The organism is Brevibacillus sp. FSL K6-0770, assembly GCF_038000275.1.
GTDB lineage: Bacteria > Bacillota > Bacilli > Brevibacillales > Brevibacillaceae > Brevibacillus > Brevibacillus parabrevis.
This window is the reverse complement of sequence record NZ_JBBOBQ010000001.1, coordinates 450569-473620: the sequence shown is the minus strand read 5'-3', so window position 1 is coordinate 473620 and position 23052 is coordinate 450569. Positions and strand designations below refer to the sequence as shown.

Genomic DNA, 23052 nt, shown 5'->3' with positions numbered 1-23052 from the left:
CAAAATGACCGGGTCAGATTCGCAAAAAGCAGCTTTTTACCCGAACCAAGCAGCAGCCAACTGCCGGATGCCCGCCTCGATTTCTTGTTCGTTCAAAGCCCCGTACCCGAGCAGAAACGACGGGTATTCCCGGATGTCCTGCACCCAGTACCTCGCTGTCCCGTACACCTTTACCCCGTTTCGCAAAGCGCGCTCCATCCACTCTGCTTCGCTGCCTTTTTCCTTAACGGTCAAAAACGCGTGCAGCCCTGTGTCCTTTCCTTGCACGTCCACGCGTTCCCCCATCCAGCGGGAGACAGCTTGAAGAAAAGCTTGCCGCTTGTCTGCGTAGCTTTTGCGCATAGCCTGCACGTGCCTGTGCCAAAAGCCGTCGGACAAATACGCGGACAATGTCAGCTGATCCAGTCTGGCGACGGGCTGATCGTATTCCGGCACACGCTGGTAAAAGCGCGACAAAAGATCATAGGGGAGCACCATGTAACTCAGATTGCAGACAGGCAGCAACGCTTTGGACAGCCTGCCGATGTAGACCACTTTTTGCGGAGACAAGCTTTGGATCGCAGGAAGGAAGCTCTCTTCGTACTTGAACTCCCACTCATAGTCATCTTCCACGATATAGGCGCTGGTTTGTGCCCATTCGATCAGCTCGGTTCTTTTTTCAAGCGGCATCACAAGCTTGTTGATGAACTGCTGGGACGGGCTGACGTACATGACGGTTGCCTTGCTGCTCAGAAGCTCTAGTATGGAGACGCCGTCCGCGCCTACCGTGATGCCCCGGACTTGATAGCCGCCGTTGACAAACGTGTTTCGCGCGCCGTCATAGCCAGGGTTCTCCACGCCAATGATCTGTTTCTCCCTGTCCAGAAGCTGTGCCAAAACGGAAACGAGCTGCTGGGGAGTAGCTCCGACGACAATCTGCTCCGGGGTCGCCATGACTTTGCGCGTCTCGTGCAACAGCTTTGCCAGTTCTTTTCGCAGCTCGAACTCGCCCTGGTCCTGACCCTCTACCATGTAGCGCTGCTGGTGGTCGGCAATCACCCGGTTGCGCAGCTTGCTCCACTGCTGAAACGGGAAAGCTCCCAATTCGATATTGCCGTAGCGAAAATCCGTATGAATGTTCAAAGAGACTGCCTCTGTCGTGCTTGGAGTGTGCCTGGTCGCAGGGGCTTCCGCCTTGTAGACGACCTGATATCCCTTTTTCGGCATGCTGCTGACATAGCCCTCGGACATCAATAACTGGTACGCGACTTCTACCGTATTTTTGCTGACGCCAAGCGACTGCGCGCAACTGCGAATGGAAGGGAGAAATTCCCCGTGCCGGACTTGTCCGTTCACGATTTCGTCTCTTAGATGGTGATACATTTGCGTAAAAAGCGGTTCTTTATCGGTAAACCGGATCGTCGAAAGTTCTCGCAAAAACTACCGTCTCCTTTCGGCCGTACTTTGTGCATTAGTCTATCACAGAAGCTGACTCTTCTCGACGCAGGATCGTTTTGTGTGAGGGCGTCTGCTTTTTTGAGCCTGTCTTTTCCGCACCTGTCAGGTATGTGAAGCTGCGCCGTTGCAGGGATGATCTTTTGGCATGCAAAAAAGCAACCTCTCTGTCTGCGAATCACGAATCGCGAATCGGCAGCAAGAAAGGTTGCTTTGTTTTTAGGAGTGATTAAAATGCACGCGCGTATTGCTTTGGCGCGTCAAGCTCGTCGGCGGACAGCTCGCGGATGGCGTGAAGCGCCCAGTACGGATCGCGCAGCATGCCGCGTCCGACAGCTACCAAGTCCGTATCGCCATTGCCGATCGACGCTTCTGCCAGCCTCGGATCGTCGAGGTTGCCGACTGCAATCACCGGAACATCCAGTGCCTGCTTGATCGCGCGGGCAAGCGGCACCTGATATCCTGGATGGATTCCCGGACGTCCGCCTGAACCGATCGGACCTTCGCCGCCACTCGACAAATGGAAAATGTCCACGCCCGCTTCTTTATATCTACGAGACAGCTCTGTGCTGTACTCCAGGCCGTAACCGCCATCTACGTATTCTACCGCGGAAATCCGCATGATCAGCGGCATGTCTTCCGGGATCACTTCTTTGATCGCCTTGATGATTTCTACGCCGAACAGCGCTTTATCCCGTCCGTATTCATCGTCCCGCAAATTCGTCAGTGGCGAGTGGAACTGATGGATCAAGTATCCGTGCGCACCGTGGATTTCAATCGTGTCCACTCCCGCTTCCACTGCGCGTCTCGCTGCCTCCTGGAACTTGACGACCATCGCTTTGACTTCTTCTGTCGTCAGTGCCCGTGGCGTTTTGTAGCGAGAGCCAGGGAAAGGAACCGCAGATGCCGAGACAGGTACTTCAGCGTCTTCCGCTTTGCGGCCAGCGTGAGCAATCTGGATGCCGATTTTCGCGCCGTACTTGTGTACCTCGGAGATAATGCGCTTGTATGCCGGAATCTGCTCATCGGACCACAGGCCGAGGTCGAAGTTGGAAATGCGGCCATCCGGTTCCACATCTGTCATCTCTACGATGATCAAGCCTGTACCTCCTACTGCGCGAGACACGTAATGGACAAAATGCCAGTCGGTCGGCGTTCCGTCTTGCGCTTCCACGGAGTATTGGCACATAGGCGGCATCACTACGCGATTTTTCAAAGTGAGTCCTTTGAATTGAAACGGGGTAGACAACAGAGCCATTGATTCCACTCCTTACTTTTTTTCATTATCATGCCAAAAGTTAGCGACCTCTGCAATCCCCCTGCTGCACTTTCGGGTGGTGGAGTTGCAGATTAAGCGGAAAAGCTGGGTTGGGGGAGTGCTTGGGAGCTGGTGGTGGTCAGCGGGAGTTTTAAGGAAAAATGCCAAATACGAAAAGCTTGCTTGGGTTGACCTTCGTAGTCTGCTTCATCGGTACTTTAGGCGTAGCGAGGAAAGAGGCTGGTGAGTTCGACGTCAGTTTCAAAAAAAACATGAAAACAGATTAAGGCTTTTCTTGAAGAAGATTGCTGTATGCGACTCTTTCATGCAAAAAGCTCGTTGCTGCCTGCATTAGATTTTCCGCCCCTGATCAACTTTCAAAAATCACTCCCCGACCAAAGCCTAACGTTGGCCGAGGAAACAGGAGAAACAAGCAGCAGGGCTTTCGGGCTCCTACCCAGCCGGAGGCGAAAAAGGAAAACGGCCTTTAAGCGGCAACGTGAATCCACTTCTCCGAACAAACTGCTTTTGACGCGGTTTTCCTTTTTCACCGCAGGCGGCTAGTTTAAGCTCCCCGCAAGAGGCCAGGTGCCCTGCTGCGGTTTCTCCTGTTTCCTCCCTCCACTACAGCTTCGCTCAACACCCACCTGGATTTTTCAGCAAAAAAAGCCATCCGCAACAACGGATAGCTTTTGTAAAAGGCAACGTCTATTATTCCGGCATCGAGCCGATGTAATTCGATTGCGGGCGAATGATGCGGTTTTTCGCAGCCTGCTCCAAAATATGAGCGCTCCAGCCAACCACGCGGCTCACGGCAAAAGTCGGAGTGAACAAGTTCTCATCCAACCCAACCGCGCGCATGACCGCAGCGGCGAAGAACTCCACGTTTGTGTTCAGCTTGCGGCCCGGTTTGTACTCGTCCAGCAGTTGCAAACCGACCTTTTCCACATGTGTCGCCAGGTCGAACCACGGATCGTCCGCCGACAGCTCGGAAGCCACCACGCGCAAAGCTGTTGCACGCGGGTCGATCGTTTTGTAGACGCGATGACCGAAGCCCATCAGGCGGCCACCGCTTTCCAGCTTGCTGCGCAGCCACGGCTCCGCATTTTCCTTCGTGCCAATCGCTTCGATCATCTCCGTTACTTCCGACGGAGCGCCGCCGTGCAGAGGACCTTTTAAAGCCCCGATGGCTGCCACAATCGAAGAAATCAGGTCAGACTCGGTTGAACCGACGACACGGCCAGCAAAAGTAGAAGCGTTCATGCCATGCTCCTGCGTCAAAATCAGGTACGCATCCAGCGCACGAACATGAGCCGAGTTCGGCTTCTCGCCTTTTAGCATGTACAAATAGTTCGCCGTGTGATCAAGCTCCGGGCTAGGGGAGATCGGCTCGCGGCCTTCCAGACAGGCGAAGCGATACGCTACGATTGTAGGCATTTTCGCAGCCAGCGCAATCACCTCGTCAATCGTTGGCGGGAAGCCTTGGGAGGAGCTGCCCAGCGCGGAAACGCCTGTGCGCAGCACACTCATCATATCGACATCTGCCGGGATCAGCTTCAAAATTCCTTTGACATGCTCCGGCAGTTCGCGGTTTGCTTTCAATTTATTCTTTAATTCCGTCAGCTCCTGCTCGCTTGGCAAATGGCCGAACCAGAGCAAGTGCGCTACTTCTTCAAACGTGTGGTGAATAGCCAGATCGCGCGCCCAATAGCCGCGGTATACGAGCAATCCGTTGATTCCATCTACCAGGCTCAGGTCTGTCTCCGCTACGGCGATTCCTTCCAGACCGATTGCCAAAGGATGTTGTTTTGTCATGATCGCCACTCCTTTTTCTTCTCTTTTCCCTTCAGTATATCGATTATTAATATGGAAGGGAAATAAAAGAAAAACCCGCTATCAATCACATTTTATAATCATTTGGCCCTTTGCTCTCCCCTACTGCCTTCCCCCTTGCACAACCGAAGGCATCGGCGGATAGAGCGCCTGCAAAATCTCCATGAAATGCTTGGCTGGCTCGCTAATTCCCACTTTCGGCACGAGCAGGTAAGAAGCCACCTTTGGCAGCACAAGCCCCGGCGTCGGCAGCTCGATAAAGCGATTTTCAAACAAATCCCGACTGACAGCCGACCGGGGCAAAAAAGACACGCCAAGCCCGTCTTCAATGAAGCGTTTGGTGATGTCCACCTGCGATACCGCCATCGTGCGCAAAGCAAGTCCTCTCTGGCGCAAAAGCAGCAGCAAATCGTCCCAGTAGCCCGGGTGATTGTGGGTCAGCAAACGGTTCGCCTGCACTTCCTGCTCCCAATCAGGCAAAGGAGCGTCCATGTCGCCTCCGCTATGCGGTACAGCGAACACCACCGGATCTTCATACAGCAAGTACGTATCCAGCTGAAACTCGCCTGGCACCATCCGGGTCAGTCCCAAATCAGCCTGTCCACTCTGCACGAGCGGGCCGATCTCCACCGATTCGGCAATTTTGATCGAAATGTCTACATCCGGATATTGCTTGGTGAAACGGTGGAGCAGATGGGAGAAGCGGGCGCGGGCAATAATCGGCGAGACAGCCAGATGAAGCTTCTCCCGGTATCCTTGCCGCCACGCCTGCAAATCTTCCATGCTGTGGTGCCACTGTTCCAAAAGACCTTTTGCATGCGGCAGATAGCGCTTGCCCGCTGCCGTCAGCCTGACGCGTTTCCCAACCCGTTCAAACAGCTTGATCCCCAATTCCTTCTCCAGTTGTCGAATATGCTGGCTGACCGTTGGCTGGGCGATAAACAGCGCCTCAGCTGTCTGATGAAAATTTTCTGTTGTAGCCGCTACCAAAAACGTCTGCAGCACGCGAAAGTCCACACAATCTCCTCCTATCCATCCCCTTGTCTCTGTAGCCCGAAAAGCCGTCTGCCTTACCTGTTGTCGATTAGACAAGCTGTCCAGGGTGAAAAATTGGAACAAACACTTATATTTTTGGGTCTTTCTTCCTCATTTTTGAAAAAATTTACTGGAAATCACTTTCATCCTTCCCCCTTATGGTACAATACAAAATCGAGTGCGAAAAACCATTTACGGTTCGTACGCAAAAAAAAGAGAGAGTGTTACAAAGGGGAGGAACTCATGGAAACCACTACAAACGTGAACCCGCCACGCAAAAGCTCCAAAAAACCGCTGCTGATTGCGGGAGCAGCTGCTGTCGTTATTTTGGGGGGGCTCGGAACGGCCTACGCCAAATTCGACTTGTTCAAAAGCGCAAAAACGATCTACCTGCAATCGGAAGCGGAGAGCATGATGAAGTTCTCGTCCAACGTTTCCAAGGCTTATGGGGAATACGAAGAGTACATGAAGCCATATCTGGAAAAGCCTGTGCACTCCACAACCGAACTGTCTGATATTGCGATAGATGCTACAATCCCAGACCCGCAAGCACAAAAAATTCTCGATCTGCTGAAGAGCGCGAAAGTCGTCATGCAAAGCAACATCGACGAGCAAAAGCACCAGCAGCAAGGAAATCTCGAAGTTCATCTGAAAGACAAGAAGCTGGCTACGATTGAGTACTTCATGAACGACTCGCAGTTTGGCTTCCGTCTGCCTGATTTTTACTCGAAATACGGCTACATGGACTTGAAAGACCGCGATGCCCTCAAGCAAAAATACGGTCAAGAGATGCCTAAGCGTTTCCTCACCTATCGCGAACTGATGGAAGCAGTCCGCTTCAACCAGGATGAAGTGAAAAGCGTGCTGACTCCGTATGCTTTGCTGTACGCAGATTCGATCAAGGACACGCAAGTAGCAATCAACAAGGATGCTTCCTTCTCAGAAGAAGGCTTCAAGGAAAGCGCTCGTGAAATCACTGTGACCTTTACCGAAGAAGAGGCAAAAGCGCTCGCAACCAAGCTGGCAGAAAAAGCGAAAGCGGACACGAAGCTGTTTGATCTGATCTACACCCGCTACCACAACGTCGCTACCTTGATGGCTGACAGCGGTTATGTGGTAGATGAAGTTTCCAAAGAAGAGTTCAAGAAAGACTACGATCAAGGCTTCGATGACTTGCTGAAAGACATTAGCGACAGCTCTACAGCGAGCAAGGAACAAGTGAAAATGGTCGTGCTCGTAGACGGCGATCACCAAATCTTGTCCCGCAAACTGATGTTTACTGGGGAAGACAACAAACAGGAAAACTTGTTCTTCTCAAGCACCGCTTACCAAAAAGGCGCGGACAGCTACTATCGCTTCGCCATCCACAACCCGGAAGATCCGAAAAACGGCGAAGTATCCTACACGTACAAAGCGACTGAGCAAAGCGGCAAAACAAACGGCAAGCTGAATCTCCTGGTAAAAGAGAACGAGCAGCCAGCGCTTGATCTGTCGACAACATTTGAAACCGTCAAAGAAGGCAAAAAAGTAGACGGCAAGTACGATTTCGCAGTCGTTCTGGCAGACGAATACTCCGAGCCGATCGCTCTGAGCGGGAACGTCACTGTATCCGAGACATCTACAGATGCCGGGCGCGATTCCGACGCCAGCGTGAAAATCAACTTTGACCAGGCGACTCCAGACATGCCAAAAGGTATCAGCCTGAAAATGAAGTCCAAGCAAGAATTTGGCAAAGCGCTGGAAATTCCATCCATGACAGCTGACAATGCCCTCAACCTGGCAACCATGACCGATGAGCAAATGATGGAAGTCCAACAAGAGGCAGGAGCCGCAGCAGAAAAATTCATGGCGGAAAACGCCGAGCTGGTCCAACAATTCATGATGCCATAAGCATCGCAACTGCGAGAATAAAAAGAACCTTGTCCACTGTGAAGTGCGGCAAGGTTCTTTTTCTTACATATATCCCATGTAGATGATGTAGACGATCGCCGCATAAAAGACGAGACGATCTACGGTTCCATAAAGCGCGCGCGACAGGCGCACACCTACCCAGCCCATTCGCAGCGGCCAAAACAGCTGAATACGCCCCACCAGCATGTCGCTGATCAGGTGCGACAGCAATCCCCACAAGGCCGCCCAGCCCTCCGGGGAATCGCCCCAAAAAGCAGCCGGAAGCAACAAAATGACCCACGAATGCGTCAGCGTCCGGTGCCCAAGCCCTTTTTGCAGCATTTTGGACACAGGGCCCAGGAAATGACCCAGCTTGCTTCTCGCCTGATCGATATCTGGCACCAGCGCCATCGTGGCACCGATTACGCTCCCCTTCCAGGAAGGGTACGCCCAGTATCCCGCGATTGCGCCCAGGAGCATATGTGTCTTCCACGTCATTTCTTTTTTCACACCGACTTTCTCAAGATGATCTTCCTCGTGCATGTGGAGTTGGCGTGAACCATTATGCTTCCAACAACGTCATGAAGCTGTCGGGATCAAGCTCCTCTCCCTCGATCACGATCGCTGTCATCCCAGACTCTGTTCCCGATTCGTGACCCTCGCCCGCCTGCCAAAAAGCCGCCTGGCCCGCCTGAATCGGAATCCGCTCGTCATCCTCTCCCCGCACCCAGCCCTCTCCGTTGACCACGAGAAAGAGCTGCGGGCAAACAGCCGGATGATAGCCTACTACCCCGCCGGCTTTTACATGAATACAGCCGATAGACACAGCGTCTTTCGCACGCAAAATGCGGGAAAACACCGCGCCGACAGAATCAAAACGCCCGATCTCTCTCCCAGCTTGTTCGTCAAATCGGAATCGTCTCATCGTCTCTCCCCCATTTTTCGCACTGAACTCCTATCTTATCGCAATCGCCACATTCTTGACAGACTCTGTTTTCGGCGCTCTCCGTCATTCTGCTGCGGCGACATGCGCCTGTTTGAACCAGATGTCCTTGTAATTGGCTTGGCCCAGCGCATTTAACGAGACTCCGGCAAGTGCCGAGTGGTAAACCGAATGCTGCCTTGTATGGTACAAAAACAGCAGAGCGCACCGCTCGGCCAGTAGCATCTCGATACGCCGCAGCCGCCTTTGCTGCCCTTCCTCGCCCTGTTCCTCCGCCAAAAGCTCCAGTTCACGATCAATCCGCTCGCGCAAGGCTGGATTCCACAAGTTCCGGGCAAAGCTGATGTCCGAGCGAAAAAACTCGACCATCCCCAAAATCCACTGCTCATCAAAAACCTCTCCCGCCAAAACGAGATCGGCTTGAAGCAATACCTCCGGCTTTTTCAACGTTTCAATCGGCACAATCGTCACATCGACGTGGACACCATACTCCATCAGCTGTTGCTGCACCCACTCGACGTTGTTTTCATTGCCCGCGCCTTCGTATGTATACAGCTTCAAGCGCTCTCCCCTGTAACCGCTGTCCTTTACGGCAGCCTGTTTTTCCTCGCGGCTTCCCGCTGCCAGAGCGGGTTCGATCCCCGGAACTTCCGGAAAAAAGCTGTAGGCCCGCCCGTAGCGGTTTCCTTTCAGTTCGGCAATCATCTGCTTGCGCGAGAGGATACTATCCACAGCCTGACGAAAAGCGCGGTTTTGCTGCGGACCTTGCCGATTCAGGTTAAACGCAAGGTAAGTAGCCCCTCGCTCCACTTGCTTCAACTCCTGCCAGCTGCCCAGCGGCTTCGGCATGCTCCAGGCTGTCTGGAAATGGACTTCTTTTTCCGTAGCAAAAAATTTCTCGCTGCGCTTGTCAAATTGCGGCACTACCCAGATTTCCACCCGATCCAAGTGTGCTCGTCCCTGAAAATAAGCAGGAAATGCCTCCAGAACAAACTGTTGCTCATCATTCGTCACCAGCCGAAAAGGCCCGCTTCCGACTGGCAAGCGACTGAACTCCTCGCCTTTTTGCTGCACCATGTCCACCGGAACGATGGACAGACGATCCGAAGCGAGACAGGCAGGCAGCAGCCGATTGGGCCGTCTTAGCCGGATGTGCAAAACGTTGGCGCCAAGAGCCGCCATTCGCTCCACATCTTCAAGCATCCAGCGATACGGCGATCCCGTCTGAGGATCAGCCACCCGCTCCAACGTCCGAACTACATCCTGCGCGGTCAACTCCCGCCCGTGATGAAACAAGACTCCTTTTCGCAAATAAAAGGTCCACTCCGTCCCTGCCGCATTCGTCTCCCAATGATGAGCCAAACGCGGCTTGTAGGCGTGTTCCTTTGCATCGTAGCTGATCAGCGTATCGAAAATTTGCCTGACCATGTGCGACTCCGTGCGTCTGTTCACAAAAGCCGGGTCAAGACGGGGAATCGTTCTGTAAAAAGACATGCGCAGCGTGTCCAATGTCCGCTCTTCGACAATTTGACTGTGAAAGCCGAATTGCCCGGAGAGCCAGTCAAAAAAGCGTTCCCTGCCCCCGGCAGGAAGCCGGGACTCTTGCAGCAACTGCATGGCCCGCTCCAGATCGCCTTGCTCAATCTGGGCTTTGGCGAGCGGCATGACAATCTGCTCGACACTGCGCAAAAAAACAAGCTGCGAGCCGATTCCCCGCCCTCTGCCCGGCGTCCATTCGATCCAGCCTTGTTCGACCAGCTGCTTGATGATTTTTTTGACGTTGCGTTCCGTACAGCACAAAATCTCCGCCAGCTCGTGAAGCGTAATCGCTTGCGCTTCGCCCTCCTGCCTGTTGGCAAAATGTTGGCGCAAGCGCAAGTAATGATACACAATCTGCAAAGTTGCCTCACTTCTTTCTGTAAAAAGGGGAACTGCCTCTGCTACTACTCTACCCTTTTTCTCCCCCTTTTTCCAACTACAATGGAGAACGAAAAGGGGGTTTTGATTTTCATGCCGATCTGGCGCAATCGACCGTTTCTCATCTTGTTTTGCACGTCCACACTGCTTGCTTGCGGCAGCAAAGTATACGAACTGGCCCTGCCGCTCATTTTGTACGACATGACGCAGTCAGCCATAGCGATGACCACGATGAAAAGCATCGAGTTTTTGCCCAACCTGCTGCTCGCCATGTTCATTGGCGTATGGGTCGACCGCTTTTCGAAAAAGCGCTGGTCGCAATGGATGGTCTTCGGGCAAATGGTGCTGCTGTTTTCACTGTACGCCTTGTCCGCGGCTGGGCACGCCCAGGTCATTCATTACTACATCGCCGGATTTTTTCTGATGGCGTTCAACTACGGCTTTCAAAATGCAAGGGTGAGCATGATCAAGCAAGTCGTGCCTACGCCGCTGCTCACCGCGGCAAATGCCCGTTTTTCGTTCATGAGCACGTTCATTGAAATTATGGGCCCAGCGATTACCGGATTTATTTTGCTGCTGTCCAGTCTGTACTCAGGGCTTCTGATCACAGGCGTAGCCTATATGCTCGCTTTCATCGCGATCTCGTTCCTGGAAAAAGCCGATCCACCTGCTGCGCAAAAAGCCGGGTTCTGGCAGGAGCTAAAAGCTGGCTGGGCCGAGCTGTTGAGCAATAAACCGCTTTGGCATATCACGCTGCTCGTCATTTTTCTCAACGCGACTTCCGGCATGTACGACGCCATGATCATTTTCTTTGCCAAAGATCATTTGCGTCTCGATACTTCTACATTGGGGCTGGTCTTGTCTGTCGCCGGGCTTGGCGGCTTGATCGGCAGCTCCATCGTCGCTCCGCTGCGGCGGCGCTTTCCGCTCGGGAAAATGATGGGCGTAACGATTCTGTCACTCGGCTTCTCCTCTCTGCTCATGGTCTTCGCCACCAGTACGTGGCTGCTCTGCCTGTCCCTGTTTCTCACCGGGCTGATCGCTACGATTGAAAATGTCTGTATCTGGACGTTTCGCCAGGAGACTACGCCCGCCCATCTGATCGGGCGGATTAGCGGCATTACCGGCTCGATTTTCAAGCTGGGAATCGTCTTCTCTATCTTCGGCTCCGGCTTCATGACGGTGTCGATCGGCCCGTGGGCAGTCTTTCTTGTCGCAGCTCTCGGCAACATGCTGATCTTTCTCGTCTACCGCAAGCTGTCCTTGTGGCGGCTGGCCTGATCCGGCAATCACCGCACTCTCGCTTTATGTGGCAAAGAAAAAGCCACTTGCAGTTTTTTCGTGCCTGCAAGTGGCTTTTCGTCTTCGCGCATGGTGTTTCGCTGCACGACAGCATTCCATTTGGTATCCTAGCCTTTATGCTTTGAAGCGGCTGATCATCTTCTCCAAATCCTCCGCCAAATTGGCGAGCGAAGCAGCCGAAGAATGAATTTCCTGCATGGAGGCAAGCTGCTGTTCTGTCGCCGCAGATACGTCCAAAGTCCGGCTGACAGCAGTGTGCGTGACGGAAGCGATCAGCTCCATCGACGCTGCGACTTTTCCCGTGCTCTCTGTCAAGGTACGCGAGGCGTCCGAAACGCTCTCCACGTCTTTTGCCACACTGACAACGGCATCGCGGATGTGCGAAAAGACTTCGCCCGCCGTCGCGACACCTTCCATCCCCGCTGCCACCTCGTCCGAGCCTTTTTGCATCGATGTTACTGCATCAAGTGTCTCTGCGCGTATGGCGCTAACCAGCTGGGTGATTTCCTGTGCGGACGCAGACGCCTGTTCGGCCAGCTTTCTCACCTCATCTGCGACTACCGCAAATCCTCTGCCTTGCTCACCCGCCCGGGCCGCTTCGATGGCCGCATTGAGCGCGAGCAAATTGGTTTGACCTGCGATTTGCGTGATCACCTCGACAATTTGCCCAATCTGCTCCGAGCGGCTGCCCAGCCCGCTGACCGCATGAGCCAGTTGCTGCATCGTTTCACCGACGCCGTTCATCTGTTCTACCGCAAGCTGAATCGTCCGGGTTCCTCCCGTCGCCAGCTCCGAGGCGTTCAGTGCCGCAGCCGAGACATTTTGCGCACGCGCAGCGATTTGTCCGATGCCTGCGGTCATCTCCTGCACTTCCTTGTCGCCCTCTTCCACTTGATGCGCCTGCACATCTGCGCCTGTAGCCATTTCCTGGATCGTTTCCGCGATTTGCTCGGTTGCCTTGCTGGTCTGCTCCGAGCTGGCCGTCAACTGCTCTGCCGCAGCCGCTACTTGCTGGGCGTGCCCGCGAATCTGGGAAATGAGCGTGCGCAGATTGGCCAGCATCCGGTTAAAGGACGCAGCCAACTCGCCGATCTCGTCTTTGGAGGACACCGTCAGCTCCTTCGTCAGATCGCCTTCCCCATCCGCTATGGCAGCCAACTGCTCGTTAACGCGATTGAGCGGACGAATGATCGCCCGAATCAACAGTCCGCCAATGACGACAGCAACAAGAACTCCTGCGACACTAAAAGCAATCTGGATGTTGACGGACACGACTTCCCGTTCACGCAGCAACTGATCGTCGGCTTCTTTTTCCCGGCGAACATCCTCCATGAGCGTGCTTACCGTCGAATCAAGCTTCTTTCGCGCTTGCCGCTCCAATCCAAAATGATAGACCATCGATTCTTCCCGCCTGCCTTCGTCCAAAGCTGCCACGGCCTTGTCGCTTGCGGCCAAGTACCCTTGATAAAGTTTCTTCGCTTCTTGCAGCGTTGCTTTTTGCTGCTCCGTAATATCCTCGTACTCGTCCAGCTTTTGAAACAGCGCTTCGATTTTGCCTGCTTTCTCCTTCAGCTCCTTGCGATACTCTTCATCGCCCGTGAGCACATAGCCGCGCTCGTCATTGTTTCGACCTGTGAGGGTAAACTGCATCTCGCGCAAATCGGTCAGGAACTCTCCGTCGTCGAGCATCTCCTCATAGGCAGATTTCAGTTGTTGCATATGAATGTACATATATGAGCCTGAGCTGAACATAACGGCCAAAATCAGGCTGAAAGCTAGAATGAATTTGGTTCTGATTTTCAAAAGAGTGCCTCCTCTTGTCGAAATGAATGTGATCATGTCGAAAATACTCGGATACCACCCTTTTTCTTTCCCTGTCCTTTTCCTCTTTAAACCAGGCTAAAAAAATATACGCATGTTTAGGGGCAAACGAAAAAGACATCCTCGAAAACTAAGTTCCGAAGATGCCTCTGCGTCTATGTTTTACAAGCTTTTACAGCTTTTCAATAACTTTATCGATGATCCCGTACTCAAGCGCTTCGGCGGCGGACATGAAGTAGTCGCGGTCGGCATCCTTTTCGATCTGCTCAACCGACTTGCCTGTACGCTGGGCAATGATCGAGTAAAGCAGATTCCGATGCTTCATGATCCGCTCGGCAGCGATTTTAATATCGCTCGCCTGTCCCTGCGTGCCGCCCCATGGCTGGTGAATCATGACCTCTGCATTCGGCAGGGCGTAGCGTTTGCCGGGCGCTCCTGCCACCAGCAGCATCGCTCCCATCGAAGCAGCCATACCTGTGCAGATGGTGGATACGTCGGGCGCCACGAATTGCATGGTGTCGATGATCGCCATTCCCGCTGTCACCGAGCCGCCGGGGGAGTTGATGTACAAATGAATGTCTTTTTTCGGGTCCTCTGCCGCAAGAAACAGCAGCTGGGCCACAATTGCATTTGCTACCTGATCATCAATGGCGCTGCCGAGAAAAATAATGCGATCTTTCAGCAGACGGGAGTAAATATCGTACGAACGCTCGCCATAACTCGTCTGCTCAACGACTACCGGAATCAAATTCATGCCAAACCCTCCTTTATATCCTTTAGGCTTTTAGGCTGCCATGCTCATGCGCACGGACTGTGGCGGTACAGCCGCAGCCTTGCTTTTGCCAAACCCGGATGACACCTGGGTGATTACAGCAGGCTGTTCGCTCGAACCGATCGTCCACTCTGTCACTGCTGCTTCCCGTTCCACGTTGTTGCCGTTTGCCGGAAGCATGATGACGTTGTCTGCCTTCGGTTCGACCCGTCTTTCCCACACAACGACTGGTCTTGCTTTTACAGGCGCTGAAGCCTCTGCTTTCATGACGGCTCGCCTCCTTCTTTGGGATACACCGCGAGAATGACCTGATACGTCTCCTGTGCACTTGTCTTCGTCTGATACTTTTTGACGAGCTGATTGACGAGCTGCACGTATTCCTCGACAAAAGCTGCCCGCTGCTCCTCGCTGGCGAGGCGAATGCTCGTATCGAGCGTGGCACTCGGAATTTCTTTTTCCTGATCCGAGCGTTCCAGCAAAGCGAGGGCATCCCGCTTGATCCGCTCAGCCGTCTGGATCAAGTGCGACAAAGCTCCCTGATCCTTCATCTGCTGCACGGTGTCGTTAGCCCAGTTCAGCCCTTCGGAGAGCACGTACGTGCGAGCTATCGCCAAATACAGCACTTCAACCAGATTGCGGACCTGCCGACTGCCTACGCGCCTGACCAGCCCGACCTTTTCCAAAGCTTTCAGGTGATAATTCACCCGCTGTGGAATCTCGTTGATTCCCCGCGCTACTTCCGCCGCTGAAGCAGGCTCCGCCAATCGGCTCAAAATCTCGGCCCTGAGCGGATTCAACAACGCCATCGCCTGCTCGGGCGTTTCGACGATATACGTTTCCAGCTGTTCGTGCGCCACAACAACACCTCATGACATTAATCATTTACGTAAAAATAGTTTATTACGTGACAACTCGTTTGTCAAATGCTGGCCAAGCCCGAATTTGCTCGCAGACGAAAAAGCAGCTCCGCCCGTCAGCGAAGCTGCTTCCTTTTTTCGATCACACCTTACCTCACAGGTCACAGGTGTGCAACGATCTCCCCGTCATTCGGCACAAGGACGCGTTCTTGCAGTTTGTGCTCGCTCAAAAACTCGCGAAGCTCGCCGCGCGACAACAGGCAGTGATTCCACGTCTCCATGTGGGCTACCAGCACGTGACTATCCGGTGCGGCTGCCGCCACAGATGCTATGTCCTCTTTTGTCATCGTGATCGGATCGCCCGCCAAAAACCTTGCCGCCCCGGCGAACACGACGATGGCATCTGGCGAGAACCGTTGAATCGTCTGCCCTACCTCGTCGCACCAGATCGTATCTCCTGCCATGTACAAGGTCGGTTCGCCAGGGGCTTGCAGGACAAAACCGGAAACTGGCCCCATCGCTTTTCCGATCTCGCCTGTCCCGTGCTGCCCGGCTGTCCGATTCAGGCGAATCCCTTGCCAATCATGTTCGTCCTTGATGGCGGTAACCTGTGAAAATCCTTGTTGCAGCAGCATTTCCTCGTCTGGCTGCTGGCAGAACACAGGTAAATTCCGTGGCAACAGGCTCATCGCTTTTTCGTCCAAATGATCGCGATGCGTATGGGTAATCACAATCGCGTCAACTCCTGCCAGCACTTCTTCCACAGAAAAAGGCAGGTCGACCAAAGGATTTGCCCGCTGATTCGGCGTATTCGGTACAGCAGGCAGCTCCCCGGCATCGCTGAACATCGGGTCGATCAAAAACGTGCGGCCGCCGTAAGCCACTTTCAATGTGGCGTGTCTAACAAGTTGAATGTGCATCTCTTCACTGTCCTCCAGTCCCGGTCGTATAATAGAAACGAGCTTGCTTTTATTGTAAGGCTCTTTTCGCAAATTTTGTTGCTATTGCTGTTGTGGAAACGTGTGTTCTATAATGAAAATCAGGAAGTCTATAGGATTTCCATTTACCGTGAATGCACGCTTCGCTTGGTACTATAAATATCAAGCAACTCACGGCTTTTCTAAAAGCAACAATTTCTTAGAAAAGAGCGTATTGTAAAAAACAAACGCCTCTTCCCGCGAAACAAATACAGCGCCCCACTTTCACCGTGAAAGGAGATTTCCATGCCAGACCAAACCGACACCGCCATTTTGGCTTTGCTGCGCCAAAACAGCCGCCTTTTATGGAAAGACATCGGAGAACAGGTGCATTTGAGCGGACAAGCCGTCGGCAACCGCATTCGCCGCATGGAGGAACAGGGTATTATTACCGGCTACACTACACTCGTGGATGAAACAAAGCTGGCTCCGTCCCTCACTGCCATGGTCACCATGTTCATGAAGACGACCGATCATACGAGCTTTACTCGCTTCGTCGCCTCCCGCAGCGAAGTTCTCGAAGCGCATCGCATCAGCGGAGAAGGCTGTTATACGATGAAAATCAACGTCCCTGACCAGTCCGCCCTCAACCGCTTTTTGGATGATCTCCTGCCCTTCGGCAACTATCGCGTCAACCTGTCTATCGGCAAAATCAAATAATCGGATCATTGGCAATGGAATCAATCCCCCTGCTTTTTAGGGTTGCTGGAATATGTGAACAGGAGTAGAATGATGGATACGAAAGGAGGAGGATCGCCGTGGAAGATATGCTGCTGCTGTTTTCACTGGATGATTTCTTCGCCTTGCTCGCCCTCTTTGTGGGTTGCTTCACCTCCGGCTTTTGCCTGAGACGTTGTGACCACCCGCAATTGCAGGCTTTTCGTTGGAGCACGAGTGACAGCTATCAACCCTCCATCAATCCTTGCTCGGTTGAAACTTATCCGATGGCAGCAAGGCAACCGCTGCGCTTCCGCATCATTCGGCGGATTCAGCACGCGAATGGCGACAAGGATACATACAGCTCCCTTTTTTTGGATCGCACGGCTTGAACCACATCCAAAAGGAGGTAGATCTTATGATCGCCAAATATATCGGAGAAGTTTTGTTGTTCGTTGTCGGTTTGCCTATCTTCGCTTACCAAACCGGAGAAAGCTTGCACGCTTTGGCAGACGCATTCGCACAAATGTCCGATTTCGTTAACTGGAAATAAACATGTCCGCTAGTGGGCAACGATACAAAAAGACCTGGCCGTCCTGCGACAGTCAGGTCTTTTTCTGCGGAAAAAACCTCGGCGTATTTCGTAAACGCAGATGTGCCCGCATGCAGCAGCATCTTGTCCTTCAAAAAAAAGGAGCGCTTGGTCATGACCACTTGTGTTACTTGGTATGAATGCGGTCGCCTCGCGTTGTCGGCTGGGAAATGACCAGAAATTCCACGTCTGCGCTACTCTCGTTTTTCATCTGATGCTTGGCCCCCGGAGGTACTTCTACCCCTTCCTGGACGCCAATCTCATACCGAACGCCTTCTACTTCAAGTACGGCCTGTCCACAGAGCACGAAAAAAAATTGCCGGGAACGCTCATGATAATGGCGCACCTCCGCCGTATTGGCTGGCATTCGCTCAAAAATGACGCTCAAATCCTGGCCTTTGACCAGATGCCAACCGTCGCAATTGTCGCCCCACATGTAATGCTCGGCATTGTGCTTGCTCACTTTTAGCGTATCGTTTGCCTGTTCCGCCACTGACTTTCCCCCTGTTTTTTACTTTCCATGATGACATGCCCGCAGTCTTGCTGCCACTGTTTCTTTACTTTTTCTCCCCGTTATGTTAAAATGTAATCGTATTGCAAATGAATATTCGTTTCGTTTATGGAGGAGCCTGTCATCATAGGGTTCTTTTTGTCTTTTTTCAGCGGACAAAAAGAAAAACCCCTTGATTACGGGCTCTTTTTGTTTTTTTCAAAAAGATAAAGGGGGAAACCACATGCTTATTTTTCAGCTGGCTGTCATCTTGATCGCCTCCAAAATCGCCGGAGACATCAGTGTGCGCCTGGGACAGCCGTCCGTTTTGGGGAAGTTGCTCATCGGTATCGTCCTCGGCCCCACTGTTCTCGGGCTTGTCACTGACACGGAAATTTTGAAAGAAATCAGCCAGATCGGGGTCATCCTGCTCATGTTCATCGCCGGTCTGGAAACCGATATAGACGAGTTCAAGCGCACCGCCAAATCCTCGACCAGTGTAGGTGTGGCAGGCATCATCGCCCCTCTGGCTCTCGGGTATGTAGCCGGAATCACAATGGGACTATCGTCGATCGAATCAGTCTTCTTGGGACTCTTGCTCTCCGCAACCAGCGTGAGTATTTCCGTCCAAACGCTGAAAGAACTGGGCAAGCTAAAATCCAGGGAAGGCGCGACCATCATGGGTGCTGCTGTGATTGACGACGTTCTTGTCATTTTGGCCCTCGCCTTTTTGATGAGCTTTGCGGGCGGCGACGTCAACCTGGGAATGGTCGTTTTGAAAAAGGTCGCGTTTTTCGCCGTCGTCATTCTCCTGTCGTGGAAAGTGGTTCCATGGGTTCTGCGTAAATTCGCGCCGTTGCAAGTAACCGAATCCGTCATTTCCGCCGCCCTGATTATTTGTTTCCTGTTTGCCTACTTTGCCGAGTATACAGGTGTAGCCGCGATCATCGGCTCCTATATCGCTGGTGTGGCAATCAGCCTGACCACGTACAAGGAAGAAGTTACGCACAAGGTGGAAACGATCAGCTACGCGGTATTCGTTCCGGTCTTTTTCACCTCGATCGGGGTAACTGCGCAGTTTTCCGGTATTGTGGAAAATCTGTGGCTGATCGTCATCTTGAGTGTCATCGCCATTGTCTCCAAGCTCGTTGGCGGTGCCCTTGGCGCCAAAATGACCGGGTTCCCCTGGAAAAATTCAATGGCAATCGGAGCGGCCATGGTATCGCGGGGCGAAGTGGCGCTGATTATCGCCGCCATCGGGTTGGAAAACAATCTGCTGACAGACGATATGTTTGCCGTCTTGATCGTCGTTGTTCTTTTGACGACGATTGTTACCCCGCCGATGATGAAGTGGTTTTTTGCCGACAAGGACGGACAGGAAGAAAAGCTGTTGATGAAAAAGAATGCGTAACGACAAAAAAACAGGCTGCTCCGCGTCACGCGACGCCGGGGCAGCTTTTTTCATCGGCAGACGTTTCTTTGGCGAGTCGTTTCGGCTTATCATGAAGAAAAAAGGAGGGTGTCCCGCATGAAAGTCGTCATCGCTCCCGATTCTTTCAAAGGAAGTCTCACGGCCAAGCAAGCAGGTGAAGCGATTCGCGCAGGGGTACAACGCGCCTGCCCCCAAGCCGAAGTTATCGTCTCGCCCATGGCAGACGGCGGCGAAGGAACCATGCAGTGCCTCGTTGATGCCACCAATGGCACAGTTTTGACTGCGCAGGCCATGGACCCGCTCGGACGCACGATTGCAGCCCAGTTCGGCATTCTTGGCGACGGCGTGACCTGCGTCATCGAGCTTGCCTCAGCATCTGGTCTGTATCTCATCGCCAAAGACGAACGCAATCCGCTGCTCACTACTACATACGGCTTCGGCCAACTGATTTTGGCGGGACTCGATCACGGGTGCCGACGCTTTATTCTCGGACTCGGCGGCAGCGCGACTAACGATGGCGGTGCCGGAATGCTGCAAGCGTTGGGCTACAGGCTGCTCGATGCAAACAATCAGCCGCTTGCTTTTAGCGGCGGCGAGCTTTCGCGGCTATCGCATATCGACGACAGCGACAAAGACAAACGGCTTGATGCGTGCCAATTTGTCATCGCCTGCGATGTCGACAATCCGTTTGTCGGCCCTAACGGTGCTTCCCGCGTATTTGGCCCGCAAAAAGGCGCCACCCCGCAAATGGTTCTCGCACTGGACGAGCATTTGCGGCATTTTGCCGACGTGATCAAACAAACGACTGGCACCGCCATTCACGACTTGCCCGGGACAGGAGCGGCAGGCGGCGTGGCAGGGGCGCTTTTGGCTTTTCTCGGCGGCAAGCTGCAATCCGGGATTCAGATCGTCATGGAAACGACTCGGCTCGCTCTCGCCATGGACGGAGCCGATCTCGTCATCAGCGGAGAAGGCCAGGTCGATTTTCAAACAGCGCAAGGCAAGACACCATGCGGCGTAGCACAGCTCGCACAGCAATTCGGCATTCCTGTCATCGTGCTGGCAGGCTCTGTCGGGGAAGGCATAGAAGCTTTGTACGAAAAAGGCGTTACCGCTGTCATCGGAATCACCAACAAGCCGATGACGCTGGATGAAGCCATGCAGAATGGCGCTTCCCTGCTGGAGCAAGCCGCTGAGCAAGTCATGCGCGTCTACGCCTTGGGCAAAAACGGCTGAAACCGTCCGGCCCGTGGCTGGTTCACACTGTTTGCAACTTCCTTCCATCCTTCAGCAAAAAAGCCCTCCCTCGCCTGCGAAGGATCGGTCCGGAACTGACCTGATTTTCGCAGCATGAGAAAGGGCTTTTTTTCATGAAATGGGATGTGGCCGCTTGCGGTCAACAAAACGGTCATGACCGCTTTGTTTACTTCGTCTCCCGGTGCAGCGTATGGCGTTTCAGGCGAGGCGAATATTTTTTCAGCTCCAGCCGCTCTGGATGCGTTCTTTTGTTTTTGGTCGTGATGTAGTTTCGATCTCCTGTTTCCGTACACTGCAAAGTAATGTTTACGCGCATGTGACGCTCCTCCTTTTTCCTTTTACATCGACATCTCTACGACGGTGCTGGCTGTAGGCAACGGATCAGGGAGCATACCCCAGTCCGACTCGTATTCCTCGTCCGTCAAGAGACAGGCATCGAGTTGCTCTGTCACCGCTGTCTGATCCAGCCCAATGCCGATGAACACCACCTCTGTCATCCTGTCGCCGTGATTCGGGTCCCAATTGTGCTGCCAATCCGTCTCTTCTGCAAGCACCGCCTGCTGTTCCTCTGGCGGCAGCGCTGCCGTCCAGTACCCGGCTGTTCCCACTTCAATGGACGGCCCTGCCTGACTGAGCGTCATCGCCAGATCATTTCGCGTTGCCAGCCAGAAAAAACCTTTGGCTCGCACGACCTCTTCCGGCCATTGCGCAAGCCATTCGCCAAATCGTTCCGGGTGAAAAGGTCGGCGCGCGCGGTAGACAAACGAAGAAATCCCGTACTCGTCAGTCTCCGGGGTATGCTCCTCTTTTTGCAGCTCCGCAATCCAGCCCGCCGATTGGCTGGCAGCTTCGAAATCAAACAAGCCTGTATTCAAAATCTCGTGTGGATCGACCTGACCGCGTACGGAGCGAATCAAGCGCGCCTTTGGCTGCAATTTTCTCAGCACAGCTTCCAACTGCTCCAAATCCTCGGGAGCTACGCGATCGCACTTGTTCAAGATCAGCACGTCGCAAAACTCAATCTGATCCACCAGCAAATCGACCACTTCTCGCGTATCGTCCTCGCCCACAGCCTGATCCCTGTCCAACAAGCTTTCCCCCGAGGAAAAGTCATGCCAGAAACGGTAGGCATCCACCACTGTCACCATCGTGTCCAACCGGGTCAACAGCGACAAATTAATCCCGTTCTCCTCATCAACATATGTGAACGTTTGCGCGACCGGAACAGGCTCGCCGATCCCTGTCGATTCGATCAGTATGTAGTCATACCGTCCTTCGAGCGCCAACCGCTCCACTTCTGTCAGCAAATCTTCCCGCAAAGTGCAGCAAATGCAGCCGTTCGACATCTCCACGACCTTTTCATCCACGCGGGAAATGCCTCCCCCTTGCGCTACCAAAGCCCCATCCACGTTCACTTCGCTAAGGTCGTTGACAATGACGGCGACGCGCAATCCGTCCCGGTTGTTCAAAACGTGATTGAGCAATGTCGTCTTCCCTGCTCCCAAGTAGCCGCTCAACACTGTTACCGGGATTCTTGTATCGTTCATCAGTTGCTCTCCTTTGTCTGTTCGTTTAACAAAACGTAATCATTACGATTTATGAATCATACTAAACCAACCGAAGTCGTCATGTCAACACAAAACGAAATAATTACGATTTAACGAACTCCCCACGGCCCAAAACACGTCCTCTTTCTGTTCCTTTATTTGGTATAATCGAACTATGTCGCAGTCGAAAGTAGGAGCAAATGTGACTTTATACGGGTTTTACACGGATGAGTCAGGAAACAACGGCTTCAACGATATGAAAAACCAGCCGGTACTCTGCTATGCAGGCGTACTTGTTCCGATCCATCACCAAATCCACTTGCACCGTGAAGTGCAGAAAATAAAAGACAACCTGGAAAAAGACATAAAAGCAGCCATCCACGGGATACCCGCCGAGCAATTTCCGCACATCGATTTCTTCAAAAAGTTCGAGATACACGGAAAAGCGTTTATTGATGGCGAAAATTTTTACTATAATTTGTCAGATGCACAACGCTTCCGGGTCGTTGATGAATTGCTGTCTCTGGTGAAAGCTGCCGAGGTAAAAGTGGTGGCGGCCCTTGTCAACAAGCCGCTTTATCAGGCCAAGGCAAAAGAGACGAATCATAACCGGATGCACCTTCATGCGTATACGGAACTCGTGAAGTGCCTCTCAAACGAGATGAGTCATTCCGATTCTTACGCCTTCATCATCTGTGACGACGGCAAGCCTAGCGAACTCAACCATTTTCGTGACGCCTTGCGAAATCCGGCAAATCGCCGGGTGTACCCGGACCTTCAAATCAAATTGTCGCATGATACAAACGCAAACCTGATCCAGCTTGCCGACATGATCAACTTCATCACTTCCGTTTATTTTCGGGCGATCTACGGCTTTCCTCCGCGCAAACGGCACCAGGAGACCCTCTTCGCTCTTTACACCAGGCACCTGAAATCCAAGATCATCACATGGGAGTATAAATAAAAAGAGGAGAACGCACCCAACGTGCGAACTCCTCTTTTCGGTCGTACACAACGTGCGACCTGTTCCTACCCTAT

Annotated in this window: 23 protein-coding genes; 8 read left to right on the top strand and 15 right to left on the bottom strand. The window is 53.0% G+C overall.

All coding sequences use genetic code 11. The features are described from left to right. Nucleotides 1–36: 36 nt before the first annotated feature. The 4 genes from pdxR to NST23_RS02560 all read right to left on the bottom strand — a co-directional run bounded on the left by pdxR (nucleotide 37) and on the right by NST23_RS02560 (nucleotide 5542). A complete protein-coding gene (pdxR, locus tag NST23_RS02575; RefSeq protein ID WP_340963061.1) occupies nucleotides 37–1416 on the bottom strand; it encodes a MocR-like pyridoxine biosynthesis transcription factor PdxR in 1380 nt (459 codons plus the stop codon). Nucleotides 1417–1663: 247 nt separating this feature from the next. Next, nucleotides 1664–2692: an NADH:flavin oxidoreductase/NADH oxidase gene (locus tag NST23_RS02570; RefSeq protein ID WP_063229408.1), complete on the bottom strand. Its 1029-nt coding sequence runs from the start codon at nucleotides 2690–2692 to the stop codon at nucleotides 1664–1666. A gap of 711 nt (nucleotides 2693–3403) precedes the next feature. Further along, on the bottom strand, nucleotides 3404–4507 hold the full coding sequence (locus tag NST23_RS02565; protein ID WP_122966623.1) for a citrate synthase/methylcitrate synthase: 1104 nt from the start codon (nucleotides 4505–4507) through the stop codon (nucleotides 3404–3406). A gap of 120 nt (nucleotides 4508–4627) precedes the next feature. Beyond that, nucleotides 4628–5542 carry a LysR family transcriptional regulator gene (locus tag NST23_RS02560; protein WP_122966624.1) on the bottom strand — a complete coding sequence of 305 codons (915 nt, stop codon included), beginning with the start codon at nucleotides 5540–5542 and terminating at the stop codon, nucleotides 4628–4630. 261 nt (nucleotides 5543–5803) lie between these two features. Between NST23_RS02560 and NST23_RS02555 the strand changes: the two genes are divergently transcribed. Continuing rightward, nucleotides 5804–7450: a DUF6583 family protein gene (locus NST23_RS02555; protein WP_340963058.1), complete on the top strand. Its 1647-nt coding sequence runs from the start codon at nucleotides 5804–5806 to the stop codon at nucleotides 7448–7450. A gap of 63 nt (nucleotides 7451–7513) precedes the next feature. Here the strand turns inward: NST23_RS02555 and NST23_RS02550 are convergent, their stop codons facing one another. The 3 genes from NST23_RS02550 to NST23_RS02540 all read right to left on the bottom strand — a co-directional run bounded on the left by NST23_RS02550 (nucleotide 7514) and on the right by NST23_RS02540 (nucleotide 10283). After that, the gene (locus NST23_RS02550; protein WP_229049798.1) at nucleotides 7514–7960 is read right to left on the bottom strand and encodes a metal-dependent hydrolase; all 447 of its coding nucleotides are present in this window, start codon (nucleotides 7958–7960) and stop codon (nucleotides 7514–7516) included. 52 nt (nucleotides 7961–8012) lie between these two features. Then, nucleotides 8013–8375, bottom strand: a complete 363-nt coding sequence (locus NST23_RS02545) for a cupin domain-containing protein (RefSeq protein WP_340963055.1) — start codon at nucleotides 8373–8375, stop codon at nucleotides 8013–8015. An 84-nt stretch (nucleotides 8376–8459) separates the two neighbouring features. Then, nucleotides 8460–10283, bottom strand: coding sequence for an SgrR family transcriptional regulator (locus NST23_RS02540; RefSeq protein WP_340965160.1), 1824 nt, complete (start codon nucleotides 10281–10283; stop codon nucleotides 8460–8462). 120 nt (nucleotides 10284–10403) lie between these two features. Between NST23_RS02540 and NST23_RS02535 the strand changes: the two genes are divergently transcribed. Continuing rightward, nucleotides 10404–11591, top strand: coding sequence for an MFS transporter (locus NST23_RS02535; protein ID WP_242772962.1), 1188 nt, complete (start codon nucleotides 10404–10406; stop codon nucleotides 11589–11591). Nucleotides 11592–11726: 135 nt separating this feature from the next. Here NST23_RS02535 and NST23_RS02530 read toward each other — a convergent pair whose 3' ends face one another. The 5 genes from NST23_RS02530 to NST23_RS02510 form a co-directional block, all read right to left on the bottom strand. Next, complete coding sequence (locus NST23_RS02530) at nucleotides 11727–13415, bottom strand: methyl-accepting chemotaxis protein (RefSeq protein WP_274874771.1); 1689 nt, start codon at nucleotides 13413–13415, stop codon at nucleotides 11727–11729. Between the two features lie 190 nt (nucleotides 13416–13605). After that, on the bottom strand, nucleotides 13606–14187 hold the full coding sequence (gene clpP / locus NST23_RS02525; protein WP_122966630.1) for an ATP-dependent Clp endopeptidase proteolytic subunit ClpP: 582 nt from the start codon (nucleotides 14185–14187) through the stop codon (nucleotides 13606–13608). 30 nt (nucleotides 14188–14217) lie between these two features. Next, nucleotides 14218–14472, bottom strand: a complete 255-nt coding sequence (locus NST23_RS02520; protein ID WP_173597974.1) for a hypothetical protein — start codon at nucleotides 14470–14472, stop codon at nucleotides 14218–14220. Further along, nucleotides 14469–15062: a winged helix-turn-helix domain-containing protein gene (locus NST23_RS02515; RefSeq protein WP_122966632.1), complete on the bottom strand. Its 594-nt coding sequence runs from the start codon at nucleotides 15060–15062 to the stop codon at nucleotides 14469–14471. Before NST23_RS02515 ends, NST23_RS02520 begins: the two co-directional genes overlap by 4 nt. A 161-nt stretch (nucleotides 15063–15223) precedes the next feature. Then, entirely contained in the window at nucleotides 15224–15982 is a 759-nt protein-coding gene (locus NST23_RS02510; RefSeq protein ID WP_340963052.1) for an MBL fold metallo-hydrolase, read from the bottom strand. Between the two features lie 303 nt (nucleotides 15983–16285). Between NST23_RS02510 and NST23_RS02505 the strand changes: the two genes are divergently transcribed. The 3 genes from NST23_RS02505 to NST23_RS02495 all read left to right on the top strand — a co-directional run bounded on the left by NST23_RS02505 (nucleotide 16286) and on the right by NST23_RS02495 (nucleotide 17249). Then, complete coding sequence (locus NST23_RS02505) at nucleotides 16286–16699, top strand: Lrp/AsnC family transcriptional regulator (protein ID WP_063229395.1); 414 nt, start codon at nucleotides 16286–16288, stop codon at nucleotides 16697–16699. Nucleotides 16700–16806: 107 nt separating this feature from the next. Then, nucleotides 16807–17088: a hypothetical protein gene (locus NST23_RS02500; protein WP_217365341.1), complete on the top strand. Its 282-nt coding sequence runs from the start codon at nucleotides 16807–16809 to the stop codon at nucleotides 17086–17088. A 26-nt stretch (nucleotides 17089–17114) separates the two neighbouring features. After that, a complete protein-coding gene (locus NST23_RS02495; protein ID WP_255679197.1) occupies nucleotides 17115–17249 on the top strand; it encodes a hypothetical protein in 135 nt (44 codons plus the stop codon). A gap of 166 nt (nucleotides 17250–17415) precedes the next feature. On the opposite strand, the gene NST23_RS02490 is transcribed toward NST23_RS02495, so the two are convergent. Beyond that, a complete protein-coding gene (locus tag NST23_RS02490; RefSeq protein WP_063229484.1) occupies nucleotides 17416–17724 on the bottom strand; it encodes a cupin domain-containing protein in 309 nt (102 codons plus the stop codon). 298 nt (nucleotides 17725–18022) lie between these two features. Here NST23_RS02490 and NST23_RS02485 point away from each other — a divergent pair, with 298 nt between their 5' ends. Together NST23_RS02485 and NST23_RS02480 are read left to right on the top strand one after the other, a co-directional pair. Next, complete coding sequence (locus tag NST23_RS02485; RefSeq protein ID WP_122966635.1) at nucleotides 18023–19189, top strand: cation:proton antiporter; 1167 nt, start codon at nucleotides 18023–18025, stop codon at nucleotides 19187–19189. 117 nt (nucleotides 19190–19306) lie between these two features. Continuing rightward, nucleotides 19307–20446: a glycerate kinase gene (locus NST23_RS02480; protein WP_328140653.1), complete on the top strand. Its 1140-nt coding sequence runs from the start codon at nucleotides 19307–19309 to the stop codon at nucleotides 20444–20446. 187 nt (nucleotides 20447–20633) lie between these two features. Here NST23_RS02480 and rpmG read toward each other — a convergent pair whose 3' ends face one another. Both rpmG and NST23_RS02470 read right to left on the bottom strand, forming a co-directional pair. Then, nucleotides 20634–20783 (bottom strand): 50S ribosomal protein L33, encoded by a 150-nt coding sequence (gene rpmG / locus NST23_RS02475; RefSeq protein WP_063229390.1) that lies wholly within the window; start codon nucleotides 20781–20783, stop codon nucleotides 20634–20636. A gap of 22 nt (nucleotides 20784–20805) precedes the next feature. Further along, nucleotides 20806–22014, bottom strand: a complete 1209-nt coding sequence (locus tag NST23_RS02470; RefSeq protein WP_328140652.1) for a GTP-binding protein — start codon at nucleotides 22012–22014, stop codon at nucleotides 20806–20808. A gap of 175 nt (nucleotides 22015–22189) precedes the next feature. On the opposite strand from NST23_RS02470, the gene NST23_RS02465 reads away from it, so the two are divergent. Further along, nucleotides 22190–22978, top strand: a complete 789-nt coding sequence (locus tag NST23_RS02465) for a DUF3800 domain-containing protein (RefSeq protein ID WP_217365821.1) — start codon at nucleotides 22190–22192, stop codon at nucleotides 22976–22978. Nucleotides 22979–23052: the final 74 nt, after the last annotated feature.